A 14,928-nucleotide genomic window follows, 5' to 3' on the forward strand; every position below is an offset into this window, starting at 1 on the left:
GGTGAATGCCCGTTCCTGGGGGAACCGTTAATCGGGCGGGGCGAGGCCCTCGATGTAGTTGAGATAGACGTGGGCCTTGCGCTGGTTCTCCGCGCCCATCTTGGGGATCATCCCGGTGATCTGGGTGCGCTGTTTCTGGACGAAGCGCTTGAGCTCCCTGGTGCGCGTGGAGTCGCGGCGCCGTATCTGCCGCAGGGAGGTCACCGCGGAGCGGGTGGTGTCCTCCATGGCCTGAAGGGTCTCCCCGATCACCTTCTCGCCCTCGCCGGAGCCCAGGAGTTCCTTGACCTCACGGGCGCGGGTCTCGGCGTAGCCGAAGGAGCGGTCGGCCCGCTCGGCGTCGTCGCTGCTCAGGTGGAACAGTGTGTTCTCGGCGGCGCGCTTGAGCGGATAGAAGGTGTCACCGGGCATCGACCGGTAGGTCCCCATCACGGACGCGACCATCGCGACCACCAGGGCGGTGCTGAGCAGTTGCGGGAAAAGTCCCGCACGGGATCTCCGCCGGGAGTGGCGGGGGCCCGCCGGGCGCCGCTCGGCGGTGTCCTCTGCCTGAGGGGGGCGGGTGAGCTGCTCACGGAGCCTGGCGTTGAACTCGGGCCGGGGGCCGGCCGTCATGCGGGCTCCCAGCCGTGAAACACGGTTTTGGATGCGTGCCTGCGACCTCCGTGAGAATCCAGGCAGCCACTTCCCCATGAACGCTCCCTGCCGCCCCCAGCTCATGATCCATCGGTGTCACTTGCCTAACGACGACTCGGCACGGCAGGTTACGCGCTGCGCCGTATCGGCATGGGAACCTCGTCCCCGGCATGGCGGCCGCACCGGAGGGCTGGAGCCGACCGGGGGCGGCGCCGGCGTGCAGGTGTCAGCTGAGGTCCGGGGGCAGCGCGCGGGCCAGGGCGCGGATCGCGCGGAACTGGAGCGCCTTGATGGCGCCGCTCTTCTTGCCCATGATGAGCGCGGTCTCCGCCAGTGACATGCCGTGCAGGAAGCGCAGCACCACGCACTCCTGCTGCTCGGGGCCGAGATCGCGGACGGCGGTGAGCACCCGGTCGCTGATCATCGCGGTGACGACGGCGTTCTCCGGGATGTGCGGGCCGTCGAGCGGGGTGTCGACCACCTCGGCCGTCGTGACCTCAAGACGGTATCTGCCGGACTTGAAGTGATCGGTGATCAGGTTTCTCGCGATGGTCACGAGCCAGGCGCCGAAATCACGCCCCTGCCAGGTGAAGTCCGTGATCCTGCGGAGCGCGCGGAGAAAGGTCTCGCTCGTGAGATCCTCGGCCAGCGGATGTGAGCCGACCCGGAAGTAGATGTAGCGGTACACCAGGGTGAGGTAACGATCATAGAGCGTGCCAAAAGCATCCGAGTCTCCGGTCTTGGCACGCAAAACGAGCCTCCGGAGTTCTTCGGAGGCATCCTCACGCACGGTGAGGTCGCTGCTGCGGACGGGTCGGGTTACCCCGGTCGTCGTAGAGAGGTGCCCGGCGAGCGGCCACGTTTCAGGCATCCGGTATCCCTGAGGGGAGGGGGTACGGCGTGCTCGCTCACTCTAGAAATCATCTAGTAATTCCACAATCCACTTTGGAATGTCGTGACTGGGGGTAACCGCCGTATACGGTGTTGGGTCGGTCGTTTCGGACCGGCTCCGGGAGCCGACTCAGGGTTCGGCTACCGGTTGGGGGGTAATGTCCGGCAGCATTGGAGACACCATGGAAGTCCTCGTCGCTGTCATCGCCTTCGCCGGTGCATTGCTCGCAGCCATCGCCACCGGCGCTCTCATCAGCCGTCTCCGCAGTGAGCCCAAGGGCTGGCTGATCGCCTGGAGCATCACGACGGCGTCTCTCGCCGTCTCACTGGGAGTAATCGCCACCGGCTATTTGATCGGGTTTGGGACGGGCACGTTCCGGATTTATCAACTGACCGGATCCATGCTGGCGCCCCTGTGGCTGATCGTCGGGGTCATCCAGTTACTGGCCCGTAAGAGTGCGGTCAGATTCTCCTCCTGGCTCCTGGGGATCGCCCTCACCGTCATCGCAACGGTGATCCTCGCGGTCGACCCCGTCCTGCAGGAGAAGGACTTCACCAAGGCCCTCCCGCTGGGTGGTCGCCACTGGGGCCTGCCTCCGGCCTCCCTGCTCCTCGCCGTCCATGTGATCGTCGCGCTCGTGCTGCTGGGCGGGCTGGTCTTCGCGGTCGTCCGCTGGCGCGGCGGTGACGACTACGACGCCGACAACATGCACGCGCTCCTGGTGCTCGCTCCCACCGGCCTCGCCCTCGTCGGTGCCGTCAGCTTCGCGGTGCCCGGGATGTTCACCGCGCTTCTGCTCTTCGTCACCGCCGCCGCGGTCTGGTACGTCGTGCTGCGCCCGCTCGCGCCCTACGAGGACGACGACGAGGAGGAGGGCGACGAGTGGGAGGACCGCCCTGCGCCCCGTCGCCCCGAGTACCAGCCCCGTGACGTGCAGGTCGCCGGCCGTCGCGTGACCCCGGAGACCCCTCCCGCCCGGACTCCGGCCGAGGAGACGCCGCGCCGCTCCGGTCTCGGCGACCTTGTGGCCGAGTATCGGGCGGGCGAGCAGGACGTCGACTACGCTGCGCGCATGCGGCAGCAGCCCTCCCAGGGCGACGACAGGTTCGGTGGTCCGGCCACGGGGATGTTCATGGCGGGCGAGTACGGAATGCCGCCCGCCGCCGACCCGGGCAGGCGCGGCGGTGATCCCGGAAGGCAGTCACCGCCGCCGGTGACCGGTCAGTTCGGCATGTCGAGCCCCGGTCCCGCGACAGGGGAGTACAACATCCCCGCCCATGAGTTCGGCAGGCACGGTGCCCCGGGGTCCGGCAGGTCCGCGGGCCCTGGCACCGGGGAGTTCGGCAGACCAGGAGGCACCGGGGAGTTCGGCAGCCCCGGGGGTACGGGGGAGTTCGGCAGGTCCGCGGGTCCCGGCACCGGGGAGTTCGGCATGCCGGGCGTGCCGGGCGCCGGCAGGCAGGGCAGCCTCCAGCCCATGCCCGCCGACCAGGCGTTCGGCGGCGCGCCCTCCCCGGGCTCCGAGCGGGGACGCGGAGGGTCCAGGGGATATGACCGGGAGGGCTCCCCCGGCTACGAGCAGCCGTTCGGCGGCGCCTCTCCCTCGACCGGCGCCCTCTATCCGGGCGGTCCGGGAATGCCGGGGGGCGCCGGTGACCTGCCGGGCGGCTCGAACCGTCCATCACCGAGCATCTTCGGCCTGCTCACCGTCTTCACGCTGCTCGACGGCACGGGCGAGAGGTTCGACCGGCTCGCCGAGGAGACCGTCGATTCGGTACGCCGCTCCGAGCCGGACACGCTCGTCTACACCTGTCACTCGGTGAAGTCGGCGCCCCTTCAGCGCATCGTCTACGAGCTCTACCGTGACGAGGTCGCCTACGCCGACCACCAGCGCCAGTCCCACACGCAACGTTTCGTCACCGAGCGTCAGACGATGGTGCTCGCCACCAATGTGATCGAACTCACAGTGAACGCCGCGAAGGTGATGCCGCTTCCGATGGCCTTCAGGCCGTGAACGCGGGCCGGCCGCGTGGGGTCGGCCGGCGGGCGTCCGATGGTGGTGATCGGACCGATCCTCCACCGGGCCGGGGGTGATCACGTTTTTCCGGCGACGGCCGGGGGCGATCACGTCGGCCGCCCATCCGCCGGGGCGCTGCGGCCGTGTCGCGCATCGCGGGAGACTCGGGAAACGACCTTGGGGACGAGCGGCGCCGTTCAGGGACGAAGAGCGTCCTTGTCCTCAGGTGCCGAGGCCCTCAGGCGCCGAGGGCGGCGCGGAGACGGCTCTCGTCGACGCGCCAGAAGTCGTGCTGCACCCCGTCGACGAGGGTGACCGGGATCATCTCCCAGTAGCGGGCCTCATCCTCGGCGGAGGCCGTGATGTCGCGCTCCTCCCACGGGACGCCGAGTTCGGTGGCGACCCGCTCGATCACCGCCCGTGCGTCGTCGCACAGGTGGCAACCGGGTTTGCCGAGCAGGGTGATGCGATGGTCTCGCGGTGACATGACCGTCACGGTAGCCGAATCGCGGCGCCGCGCCGACTCTCGTGGCGAGCGGTGAAGATCCGGTCCGGGGCGGGGAGAGGCCCGGCGGAACGGGGCGTGTGTCCGTGGGAGGCGCGGGTCCTGGACCTGGTGAGCGGGCGAAGACGCACAGGTCCGGGCCTGACGAGCGGGTGAAGACGCGCAGGTTCGAGGCCTGGCGAGGGGGCGGGGAGAGGACCGGCGGGGGGTGCGGCCAAGATTGTGAACACTCACTTTGTGCATCGGTTCACAAAAGGACTAACCTGAATGACAGTGGTTTCACCTCGTCATCCGTCGCGTCCGGGCCGCGCCGGCCGCCTGTCCCCCTGGAGCTCCGGCACGTGATCCGCCGTCTGTCCCAAGCCCGCGACCGCGGCATCCCCGAGGCGACCGTCGCCCGGCTGCCGCTCTATCTGCGAGCGCTGAACGGCATGGCCGAGCGTGGCCTGGCGACCGTGAGCTCGGAGGACCTCGCCGTCGCGGCGGGCGTCAACTCGGCCAAGCTGCGCAAGGATCTCTCCCACCTGGGGTCGTACGGCACCCGCGGGGTCGGTTACGACGTCGAATATCTCATCTACCAGATCTCCCGCGAGCTGGGCCTCACCCAGGACTGGGCCGTCGCCATCGTCGGAGTGGGTAACCTCGGGCGTGCGCTCGCCAATTACGGCGGGTTCGTCTCCCGCGGGTTCAGGGTCGCGGCGCTGCTCGACGCGGACCCCGAGGTGGTGGGCGACCACATCGCGGGATTGAATGTGGAGCACATCGACGAGCTGGAAGCCGTGATAACACGGCGGGGAGTGTCGATCGTGGTGCTTGCGACACCGGCCACGGCGGCCCAGCAGGTGGCCGACCGGGTCATCGCCATGGGGGTCACCAGCATCCTGAACTTCGCCCCTGTCGTCCTTTCCGTGCCAGAAGGCGTGGATATCCGTAAAGTCGACCTATCGATTGAACTCCAGATCCTGGCGTTCCACGAGCAACGCAAGGCGGATCGGATGACTGGGGGGCCCGTGATGGCCGAGGAGTGGCCCGAGGCGGTGGACTTGTGAAGAGGCATGGCACACGGGTCGGCGGGCACGTCATCTCCCGGCTCCTCCGGACGAGCATGAGCACGACGGGCGTGTCGACCGCGACGTATACCGGCGGGACGAGCCCGAGAGCGGATCACGTCCTCTTCCGGAAGGCCGGTGGGGGCCGATGAGCGTTCTCGTCGTCGGCCTGAGCCACCGGACGGCACCGGTGGCCATGCTGGAGCGGGTCTCCGTCTCGGGCGACTCGCTGGTGAAGCTGCTCCAGGACGTCCAGCAGGACGCCCACGTCGCCGAGGCCATGGTCGTCTCGACCTGCAACAGGGTCGAGGTCTACGTCGAGGTCGACCGGTTCCACGCCGCGGTGACCTCGATCTCCCGGTTGCTCAGCACCCACTCCGGCGTCCCCATGGAGCAGCTGGCCTCCCACCTCTACGTGCACTACGAGGACCGTGCCGTCGAGCACCTGTTCTCCGTCGGTTCCGGCCTCGACTCGATGGTCGTGGGAGAGGGACAGATCCTCGGCCAGGTGCGTTCGGCGCTCAGGCTCGCCCAGCAGGAGGGCACGCTCGGCCCCACGCTCAACGAGCTCGTCCAGCAGTCACTGCGGGTGGGCAAGCGCTCCCACACCGAGACCGGCATCGACCGGGCGGGCGCCTCCCTCGTCGGGGTGGGGCTCACCCTCGCCGAGCGCGCTCTCGGTCCCCTGGCGGGGAAGCGGGCCCTGGTGGTCGGCGCGGGCTCGATGAGCGCCCTGTCGGCCGCGACCCTGCAGCGGGCGGGCGTCACCGACATCGTGGTGGTGAACCGGACCCACGACCGCGCGGTGCGGCTGGCGCGGACGGTCGGCGGCAGGGCCGCCGGCTTCGGCGACCTGGCGGCCGAGCTGGCGGAGGCCGACCTGGTCATCTCCTGCACCGGCGCCACCGACGTGGTCATCACGGCCGACATGGTGGCTCCCCGTGAGACGTTCCTGCTGGACCTGGCCCTGCCGCACGACATCGATCCCGCCGTACGGCGGCTGCCCGGTGTGACGCTGGTCGACCTGGAGTCCATGCAGGAGGGTGAGGCCGACGCCGGCACCGACGACGGCGGTCGCGCCGAGGCGGTCGTCGCCGTGCGCGAGATCGTCGCCGAGGAGGTCACCGCCTACCTGTCGGCCGAGCGCGCCGCGCGCGTCACGCCGACCGTGGTGGCGCTGCGGAGCAAGGCGGCCCAGGTGGTCGAGGCGGAGCTCGGACGGCTCGTGGCGCGGGTGCCCGATCTTGAGGGGCGTGTCAGGGACGAGGTGGGCCAGACCGTGCGGCGCGTGGTCGACAAGTTGCTCCACGAGCCCACCGTGCGTGTCAAGCAGCTGGCGGAGTCCCCGGCGGGTGATCATTACGCGGAGGCGCTGCGGGAGCTGTTCAATCTTGACCCGAAGGTGCCAGAAGCGGTGAGGTGCGTCGAGACGATCGATGTCGAGCCGGGTAGGAACACCGAGCCGAGCAAGAAGGAGGCAGACCTGTGAGCAGCGTTTCCTCTCCGCTCCGGCTGGGGACGAGGCGGAGCGTCATGGCGACGACGCAGTCCGGCCTGGTCGCCGCCCGCCTCACCGAGCTGACCGGCGCGGCCGTCGAGCTGGTCGGTGTCACCACCTTCGGCGATGTGACCAAGTCCGACCTCACGCAGCTCGGCGGTACCGGGGTCTTCGTCAGCGCGCTGCGCGACAAGCTGATCGAGGGTGCGATCGACTTCGCGGTGCACTCCCTGAAGGACCTGCCCACCACGCCCGACCCGCGCGTGGTCATCGCGGCGATCCCGCCGCGCGACGACCCCAGGGACGCCCTGGTGAGCGTCGCCAAACTGGCCGACCTGCCGTCCGGCGCGGCGATCGGCACGGGCTCACCGCGGCGGATCGCCCAGCTTCGGGTGATTCGTCCTGATCTTGATTACGTGCCCATCCGCGGTAACGCCGACACCCGCATCGGCAAGGTGACCTCCGGCGAGCTGCAGGGCGTCGTGCTCGCCGCCGCCGGGCTCGGCCGGCTGGGCCGCGAGGCCGAGATCTCCCAGATCTTCGAGGTCGAGGAGATGCTGCCCGCCCCCGGGCAGGGGGCGCTGGCCGTGGAGTGCCGCTCCGACCGCGCCGACCTGGTCGAGTTGCTGAGCGTGCTCGACGACGCGCGCACCCGCGCGGCGGTCACCGCCGAGCGCGCGGTGCTCAACGCCCTGGAGGCGGGGTGCGCAGCCCCGGTGGGCGCGTACGCGGCCGAGAACGGGCACGATCTGATCCTGACCGCCGCTGTCGTCGCCGTCGACGGCAGGCGAGCGGTGCGCAAGTCCACCGCCGGAAGCCCTTCCACGCCCATGGATCTCGGTCGCGACCTCGCGGCCGAGATGATCGCGGAGGGGGCCGGCACGTTGATAGGGGAGCAAGCACATTGAGCTCCGGAAGTACCACCTTCGAGCGCCCGTCCGGGTTCGTCGCCTTCGTCGGGGCCGGCCCCGGTGATGAGGGCCTGCTCACGCTGCGCGGCGCCGACCTGCTTTCCAAGGCGGACGTCGTCATTCTCGACCGGGAGGCGTACGGCCCGCTGTTGCGCCACTGCCGTGAGGGCGTCGACGTCGTCGACGCGGCCGAGGACGGCGCCGTCTCGCTGAAGGTCGTCAAGGCGGCCAAGGGCGGGAGCTGCGTCGTACGGCTGTGCGCGGGCGATCCGATGTTCTTCTCCTCGATCACCGAGGAGGTCGCGGCCTGCGCCAAGGCGGACGTGGAGTTCGAGATCGTGCCCGGTGTGCCGCCGGCGACGGCGGTGCTCACCTACGCGGGGATCCCCGCCGCGGTCTCGGTGCCCGAGTTCCGGGTCGTGGACGCGACCCAGATCGACGACTGGGCCGCGTACGCCACCGGATCGAGCACTCTGGTGATCTACAACGGCGTGGCCGAGGCCGTTCCGATCGGAAAGGCGCTGATCGCGGCGGGCCGCCCCGACTCGACGCCCGTGGCGGTGAGCAGCGCGGGCACCACGACCGAGCAGCACACCGTGGTGACCACGCTGGGCAGGCTCGCGCCCGATCTCAAGCACGCCGGGATGGCCGAGCCCGCGCTGATCGTGGTCGGCGAGGCCGTCGGCATGCGCGACCGGCTGTCGTGGTTCGAGACCAAGCCGCTGTTCGGCTGGCGGGTGCTCGTCCCCAGGACCAAGGAGCAGTCGGCCGGCCTGGTCGAGCAGCTGCAGTCGTACGGCGCGGTGCCCGAGGAGGTCCCCACGATCTCCGTCGAGCCGCCACGCACCCCGCAGCAGATGGACCGCGCGATCAAGGGCCTGGTCACCGGACGCTACGAGTGGGTGGCGTTCACCAGCGCGAACGCGGTCAAGGCCGTGCGTGAGAAGTTCGAGGAGTACGGCCTGGACGCCCGCGCGTTCGCCGGGCTCAAGGTCGCGGCCGTGGGCGAGAGCACCGCGCGGGCGCTGGTGAGCTTCGGCGTCAAACCGGATCTGACGCCGACCGGCGAGCAGTCGTCGGAGGGCCTGCTCGCCGAGTGGCCGCCGTACGACTCGATGCTCGACCCGATCAACCGGGTGCTGCTGCCCCGCGCCGACATCGCGACCGAGACGCTCGTGGCGGGGCTCACCGAGCTCGGCTGGGAGTGCGACGACGTGACCGCCTACCGTACCGTCCGCGCCGCGCCGCCGCCCGCCCCGACCCGTGAGTCCATCAAGGGCGGCGGGTTCGACGCGGTGCTGTTCACCTCGTCGAGCACCGTCCGCAACCTCGTGGGCATCGCGGGCAAGCCGCACAACGTCACGGTCATCGCCGTGATCGGCCCGCAGACCGCCAAAACCGCCGAGGAGTTCGGGCTCCGCGTCGACGTCATGGCCGACAAACCTTCGGCTTCCGCCCTCGCGGCGGCGCTCGCCGAGTATGGTGCCAAGCAGCGGCAGGCCGCGGTCATGGCGGGGGACACCCCTCGCAGGCCCTCGCAGACCCGGCGGGGAGCCCGGCGCCGCGCGAAGTAACCTTGGAAGTGGTCGCCGCCCGCGCACGACGGGCGGGCCGGCCGCGTTCGACGGCCCCCGGCGAGCGTCGCGGGCCGTGATCGGCGTTGCGGTGACAACGCGATCGGTTTCATGATCGGCGTTGCGGCCGGTCTCATGATCGGCGTTGTGGTCGGCGGCATGATCGGTGCCGCGTCGAGTGGTGAGTCAGGAACACACAACCGAGATCCTCCGGCTCGCGATTCCGTTACCGGCCGGGGGGAGGGGAAGCACCATGACGGCTCAGTTCCCTGTCGCGCGTCCGCGCAGGCTCCGTCGTACGGCGTCGATGCGCCGGATGGTGGCCGGGACCCGGCTGCACCCGGCGGAGCTCGTGCTGCCGATGTTCGTGAAGGAGGGCATCACCGAGCCGAATCCGATCGGCTCGATGCCCGGGGTGTTCCAGCACACCCGCGACTCGCTGCGCAAGGCCGCCCACGAGGCCGCCGAGGCCGGGGTCGGCGGGCTGATCCTGTTCGGCATCCCCGAGGTGAAGGACGGCCGGGGCTCGGCGGCCGACGACCCGGAGGGAATCGTCCAGCGCGCCGTCGCCGACCTGGTCGCCGACGTGGGCGACGCGCTGGTCGTGATGACCGACACCTGCCTGGACGAGTTCACCGACCACGGGCACTGCGGCATTCTGACCCCCGAGGGTGAGGTCGACAACGACGCCACCCTGGAGCGCTACGCGTCCGCCGCGGTGGCCCAGGCGCGGGCCGGATCGCAGGTCATCGCGCCGAGCGGCATGATGGACGGCCAGGTCGCGGCGATCAGGGCGGCCCTGGACGGCGACGGCTTCGAGCAGGTCCCGATCCTGGCGTACTCGGCGAAGTACGCCTCGGCGTTCTACGGCCCGTTCCGCGAGGCGGCCGAGTGCGCTCCTCAGTTCGGTGACCGCAACGCCTACCAGCAGGACGCGGCGGGACCGGTCGGTGAGGCGCTGCGCGAGGTGAGACTGGACCTCGACGAGGGCGCCGACGCCGTGATGGTGAAGCCCGCGCTGGCCTACCTCGACATCCTGCGCCAGGTGCGCGACGCCGTGGACGTGCCGGTGGCGGCGTACCAGGTCAGCGGAGAGTACGCGATGGTCGAGGCCGCGGCGGCGAACGGCTGGGTCGACCGGGACCGGGTGATCATGGAGTCGCTGGTCGCGATCCGCAGGGCGGGGGCCGACATGATCCTCACCTACTGGGCCACCGAGGTGGCGGGGAAACTGAGGTGAGACCGGCGGCGCGTGCCGAGAACTGGAGGTTCGCCGCTTGATGGAGATGCGGGTGCGTTAGAGTGCGATAACCGGTGCGGATGTGTCCCAGGTGGCGTAAACCCTGGATATTCGACGATCCGACTGACCAGAGTGTGGACAGGTCGACCGCATCCGGGGTGCACGCGGGATGCGCGGACGACGGAGGACACAATGGTCGGGGTACCGATGGTTCGTCGAAGTAGACGGCATGGCCATCCGAAGCAGATGATCAACTTTGTGCTGGAGTACGCCGCCCTGGGCTGGGCGAGCTGTCCCGGCGCGAAGCCGCTGAAGGGCGGTTCGCGCTCCTGTTCCTGCGACAGGATCGGCTGTCCCGACCCGGGGGCACATCCGCTCTCGCGGGCCTGGCAGATGCAGGCCACCACCGACCCGGCCCTGCTCACCAACTGGTGGCGGTACGAGCCGGAGGCGAACGTGATCCTCCCCACGGGACGGGTGTTCGACGTCTTCGACGTACCGCTCGCCGCGGGGCGCACCACCCTCGCGAACATGGACTCCGCCGGAGTCGCCTCGGGCCCGGTCGCCGTCAACGGCGACCGGGCCCTGTTCTATGTGGCCACCAGGAACGCCTCCGACGACGAGGACGAGTGGTGGACCTGCGCTCTGGACTTCGGGCCTTCCACCATCGAGGAGATGCCCGGCCTGCGCTGGCACTGCCGCGACAGCTACGTCCTCGCCCCGCCCTCGCTCCTGCCGACCGGTGGGTCCGGCTCGTGGTTGCGCCCGCCCGACGGACGCCCGCTGCCCGACCCGCTGCGCGTCCTCGACTGGCTCGCCGACACCTGCGAGTGACGCTTTTTCCGGGGGTCCTCCGGTGACTACTACCCTGGAGGGCGTGAGCCGTACTGAGAACTCCGAGGCCCTGTTCGCCCGCGCACGTGAGATCGTCCCCGGAGGCGTCAACTCCCCGGTCCGAGCCTTCGGCGCCGTCGGCGGGACACCGCGCTTCATGACCTCGGGGCAGGGGCCCTACATCGTCGACGTCGACGGCAACCGCTACGTCGACCTGGTCTGCTCGTGGGGGCCGATGATCCTCGGCCACCGGCACCCCGCCGTGATCGAGGCCCTTCAGGAGGCGCTGCGCGACGGCACCTCGTTCGGTACGGCGACGCCCGGCGAGGTCGAGCTCGCCGAGGAGATCGTCGCCCGCGTCGAGCCGGTGGAGAAGGTCCGCCTGGTCAGCTCCGGTACCGAGGCCACCATGTCCGCGGTGCGGCTGGCCCGCGGGTTCACCGGCCGGTCCAAGATCGTGAAGTTCGCGGGTTGCTACCACGGTCATGTAGATGCCCTTCTCGCCTCGGCAGGCTCCGGCGTGGTGACCTTCGGTCTGCCCGACACCCCGGGGGTGACCGGCGCTTCTGCTGCCGACACCGTGGTGCTGCCGTACAACTCGGTCGAGGCGGTGACGGAGGCGTTCCAGACCTTCGGCGCCGAGATCGCGTGTGTGATCACCGAGGCGTGCCCGGCCAACATGGGCGTCGTCCCGCCGCTCGACGGGTTCAACGCCACGCTGCGCGAGCTGTGCACCGCGTACGGCGCCCTGCTCATCGTCGACGAGGTGCTCACCGGATTCCGGGTGTCGGAGTCCGGCTGGTACGGGCTCGACCCGGTCGAGGCCGACCTCATGACCTTCGGCAAGGTCATGGGCGGGGGGCTGCCCGCCGCCGCGTTCGGCGGGCGCGCGGACGTGATGGCGCACCTGGCCCCCGAGGGGCCGGTCTACCAGGCGGGCACCCTGTCGGGAAACCCGCTCGCCTGCGTCGCCGGCCTCGCCACCCTGCGCGCCTGCGACGAGGGGGTCTACGACCGGGTCGACGCCGCCGCGCTGGTCATCGGCCGCGCCGCCGCCGACGCTCTGTCGGCGGCCGGGGTGCCGCACCGGCTGCAGCGGGCCGGGAGCCTGTTCTCCGTCTTCTTCACCGACGAGCGGGTCACCGACTTCGATGCTGCTCAGAAGCAGGACACCGCCGCTTACCGGGCGTTCTTCCACTCGATGCTGGAGCAGGGGGTCTACCTGCCTCCTTCGGCGTACGAGGCGTGGTTCTTGTCCTCCGCTCATGATGACGAGGCTCTTTCCCGTATCGCCGAGGCGCTTCCCGCTGCGGCTAAGGCCGCGGCACAGGCTGTCTGAGCCGTTCTGGTTACGGGTGCTCACGTGTTGCTCGGCTGTATCGGTCGATCAGGGTGTCGAGGTGGGCGGCGAACTCCGGGGAGTCGAGGACGTCGAAGTCCACGTCGAGCATGCCCAGATAGAGGGTGAGCATCTGGAGGGTGTCGGCCCCGGCCTCGATCACGCACGTGTTCTCGTCGACGGCCTCCAGCAGCACGGAGGGCGGTAGCCGTTCGGCGACGGCCTCGGCCGGGGCGTGCAGCCGCACCCGCGCTCGGTGCCGCCACAGTGCCGCCCCTACACCGCGCTGTACGTAGGCGACCAGGTCGCCGCCGGGCGGCTCCCGGGGAGCGAAGCGCGGACCGGTCGGGGTGCGCGGCCCGATCCGGTCGGCGCGGAACGTGCGCCAGTCGCGCCGCTCGACGTCCCAGGCGACGAGATACCAGCGGCGGCTCATGTGGATCAGCCGGTACGGCTCGGCCAGCCGCCGCGTCACCGTGCCGTCGTGGCCGGTGTAGTCGAACCGCAGGCTCTCACGGTCGCGGCACGCTCCCGCCAGGGTGCCGAGAACCTTGGCGTCCACGGTGGGGCCGTTGTTCTGGACGGCCACCACGGTGGTCTGCAGGGCGTCCACGCGACGTCGCAACCGGGAGGGCAGGACCTGTTCCAGCTTGGCGAGGGCGCGCAGCGACGTCTCCTCGATCCCGGCGACCGTGCCTCCTGCGGCGGTGCGCAGGCCCACGGCGACGGCGATCGCCTCCTCGTCGTCGAGCAGCAGCGGGGGGAGGGCGGCGCCGGCTCCGAGTCGGTAGCCACCCGCGGCGCCGGGGGTGGCGTGTACGGGATAGCCCAGCTCGCGCAGGCGTTCGACGTCGTTGCGTACGGTGCGGGTGGTCACTTCGAGGCGTTCCGCGAGCTGCGGGCCGGTCCAGTCCCGGGGACTCTGCAGCAGTGAGAGCAGGCGGAGCAGGCGGGCCGAGGTCTCCAACATGTCTTTCATTGTGGCTGACAATGCGGAACGGACCTTTCCGCATTGGTGTCTACGGTTCTGGCATGAGCAACGACACGGGGATCCGCCCGTTCCGCATCGACATCCCCCAGGCCGACCTCGACGACCTCGGTGACCGGCTCGCCCGCACCCGCTGGCCTCGGGAGGTGGCCGGCACCGGTTGGGGGCGAGGTGTTCCGCTGGACTACCTGAAGGGCCTCGTCGCCTATTGGGGTGATGGTTTCGACTGGCGCGCCCAGGAGGAGAGGCTGAACGCGTTCCCGCAGTTCGTCACCGGCATCAACGGCCAGGACATCCACTTCCTGCACGTCCGCTCCCCCGAGCCGGACGCGCTGCCGCTGATCCTCACCCACGGCTGGCCCAGCTCGCCGTACGAGTTCCTTGAGGTGATCGGCCCGCTGACCGACCCCCGCGCGCACGGCGGCGACCCGGCCGACGCCTTCCACGTCGTGATCCCCTCGCTGCCGGGGTACGGGTTCTCGACGCCCGTGAAAGAGCAGGGATGGGGAAACCTCTTCCGCGTCGCCCAGGCATGGGCGGAGCTGATGAGCCGCCTGGACTACGGCCGCTACGCGGTCCAGGGGACCGACGCCGGCTCGGGGGTGGCGGGGATACTCGCCATGATCGACGCGGGGAGGGTGGTCGGCACACACCTGACCGGGACGACGGCGGCGATGCCGTTCGGCCCTCCGATCGAACTCGCCGGCCTGTCGGAGGCCGACAGGGCACGCGCCGAGCGGTTCAACGCGTCCCAGGCCGACGGGTTCGGCTATCTGCACATGCAGGCGACCCGCCCGCAGACGCTCGCCTACTCCCTGAACGACTCGCCGGTGGGCCAGCTCGCCTGGATCGCGGAGAAGTTCGCCGAGTGGACCGACCCTGAGGCGAAGCTGCCGGAGGACGCGGTCGGCCGCGACCAGCTGCTCACCTGCGTGAGCCTCTTCTGGTTCACGGGCGCGGGAGCCTCCTCGGCGCATGCTGTTTACGAGGGCATGCAGGCGTATCGCGAGATGGCTGCTCGGCAGGGGGATGATCACGCCGGTGGGTGGCAGGGGCCGCCTACGGGTGTCGCGGTGTTCGCCGCTGATACGACGATTCGGAGCGTGATGGACCCTGGGGGGTTGATCGAGCACTGGTCGGAGTTCGGGAGGGGTGGCCACTTCCCGGCGATGGAGACTCCCGACCTGCTCACCGAGGACATTCGCGCCTTCTTCCGCTTGCACCGCTGACGCTTGGGGGTTCTGACGCTTGGGGGTTCGCGCGAACAGTTGGGCAGGGCGCCGAATCTCAAGCGGGGTGTGTTCTGTGTGCTCGTGTTCTGGTGAAGGCTTCGGTGAGGGGTTCGGTGGGTGCGCGCTCCGGTGGGCGGGTGTTCCGGGCGGCCGTCGTTGGTGGTCGTCTGGTGGGTCAGGCCTCCGGCCTGGCGGGCGCGTTGGTTACGGATT

13 protein-coding genes are annotated in these 14,928 nt (G+C 70.2%); 9 read left to right on the top strand and 4 right to left on the bottom strand.

What is annotated here, in order from left to right; all coding sequences use genetic code 11:
- Positions 1–27: 27 nt before the first annotated feature.
- Together AB0B90_RS34335 and AB0B90_RS34340 are read right to left on the bottom strand one after the other, a co-directional pair.
- On the bottom strand, positions 28–615 hold the full coding sequence (locus AB0B90_RS34335) for a DUF5667 domain-containing protein (protein ID WP_350942586.1): 588 nt from the start codon (positions 613–615) through the stop codon (positions 28–30).
- A 247-nt stretch (positions 616–862) separates the two neighbouring features.
- The gene (locus AB0B90_RS34340) at positions 863–1,507 is read right to left on the bottom strand and encodes a sigma-70 family RNA polymerase sigma factor (protein ID WP_362926381.1); all 645 of its coding nucleotides are present in this window, start codon (positions 1,505–1,507) and stop codon (positions 863–865) included.
- Positions 1,508–1,709: 202 nt separating this feature from the next.
- Here AB0B90_RS34340 and AB0B90_RS34345 point away from each other — a divergent pair, with 202 nt between their 5' ends.
- On the top strand, positions 1,710–3,542 hold the full coding sequence (locus AB0B90_RS34345) for an antibiotic biosynthesis monooxygenase (RefSeq protein WP_362926382.1): 1,833 nt from the start codon (positions 1,710–1,712) through the stop codon (positions 3,540–3,542).
- 241 nt (positions 3,543–3,783) lie between these two features.
- On the opposite strand, the gene AB0B90_RS34350 is transcribed toward AB0B90_RS34345, so the two are convergent.
- Positions 3,784–4,032, bottom strand: a complete 249-nt coding sequence (locus AB0B90_RS34350) for a glutaredoxin family protein (protein ID WP_350942589.1) — start codon at positions 4,030–4,032, stop codon at positions 3,784–3,786.
- 359 nt (positions 4,033–4,391) lie between these two features.
- Between AB0B90_RS34350 and AB0B90_RS34355 the strand changes: the two genes are divergently transcribed.
- The 7 genes from AB0B90_RS34355 to hemL all read left to right on the top strand — a co-directional run bounded on the left by AB0B90_RS34355 (position 4,392) and on the right by hemL (position 12,495).
- Positions 4,392–5,099 (top strand): redox-sensing transcriptional repressor Rex, encoded by a 708-nt coding sequence (locus tag AB0B90_RS34355; protein ID WP_350942591.1) that lies wholly within the window; start codon positions 4,392–4,394, stop codon positions 5,097–5,099.
- 148 nt (positions 5,100–5,247) lie between these two features.
- The gene (locus AB0B90_RS34360; RefSeq protein WP_350942592.1) at positions 5,248–6,588 is read left to right on the top strand and encodes a glutamyl-tRNA reductase; all 1,341 of its coding nucleotides are present in this window, start codon (positions 5,248–5,250) and stop codon (positions 6,586–6,588) included.
- Entirely contained in the window at positions 6,585–7,505 is a 921-nt protein-coding gene (gene hemC, locus AB0B90_RS34365) for a hydroxymethylbilane synthase (RefSeq protein WP_350942593.1), read from the top strand. Before AB0B90_RS34360 ends, hemC begins: the two co-directional genes overlap by 4 nt.
- The gene (locus tag AB0B90_RS34370) at positions 7,502–9,082 is read left to right on the top strand and encodes a uroporphyrinogen-III synthase (protein ID WP_350942594.1); all 1,581 of its coding nucleotides are present in this window, start codon (positions 7,502–7,504) and stop codon (positions 9,080–9,082) included. The genes hemC and AB0B90_RS34370 overlap by 4 nt, the downstream gene beginning before the upstream one ends.
- Before the next feature lie 253 nt (positions 9,083–9,335).
- Positions 9,336–10,322, top strand: a complete 987-nt coding sequence (gene hemB / locus AB0B90_RS34375) for a porphobilinogen synthase (protein ID WP_362896842.1) — start codon at positions 9,336–9,338, stop codon at positions 10,320–10,322.
- A gap of 192 nt (positions 10,323–10,514) precedes the next feature.
- Positions 10,515–11,156, top strand: a complete 642-nt coding sequence (locus AB0B90_RS34380; RefSeq protein WP_350942598.1) for a bifunctional DNA primase/polymerase — start codon at positions 10,515–10,517, stop codon at positions 11,154–11,156.
- A gap of 43 nt (positions 11,157–11,199) precedes the next feature.
- The gene (hemL, locus tag AB0B90_RS34385) at positions 11,200–12,495 is read left to right on the top strand and encodes a glutamate-1-semialdehyde 2,1-aminomutase (protein WP_350942599.1); all 1,296 of its coding nucleotides are present in this window, start codon (positions 11,200–11,202) and stop codon (positions 12,493–12,495) included.
- A 10-nt stretch (positions 12,496–12,505) separates the two neighbouring features.
- Here hemL and AB0B90_RS34390 read toward each other — a convergent pair whose 3' ends face one another.
- Positions 12,506–13,465, bottom strand: a complete 960-nt coding sequence (locus tag AB0B90_RS34390; RefSeq protein WP_362926383.1) for a WYL domain-containing protein — start codon at positions 13,463–13,465, stop codon at positions 12,506–12,508.
- A gap of 62 nt (positions 13,466–13,527) precedes the next feature.
- Between AB0B90_RS34390 and AB0B90_RS34395 the strand changes: the two genes are divergently transcribed.
- Positions 13,528–14,712: an epoxide hydrolase family protein gene (locus AB0B90_RS34395; RefSeq protein WP_350942601.1), complete on the top strand. Its 1,185-nt coding sequence runs from the start codon at positions 13,528–13,530 to the stop codon at positions 14,710–14,712.
- Positions 14,713–14,928 lie beyond the last annotated feature (216 nt).

Origin of the sequence: Streptosporangium sp. NPDC049078, from assembly GCF_040648855.1 — a bacterium.
Lineage (GTDB): Bacteria > Actinomycetota > Actinomycetes > Streptosporangiales > Streptosporangiaceae > Streptosporangium.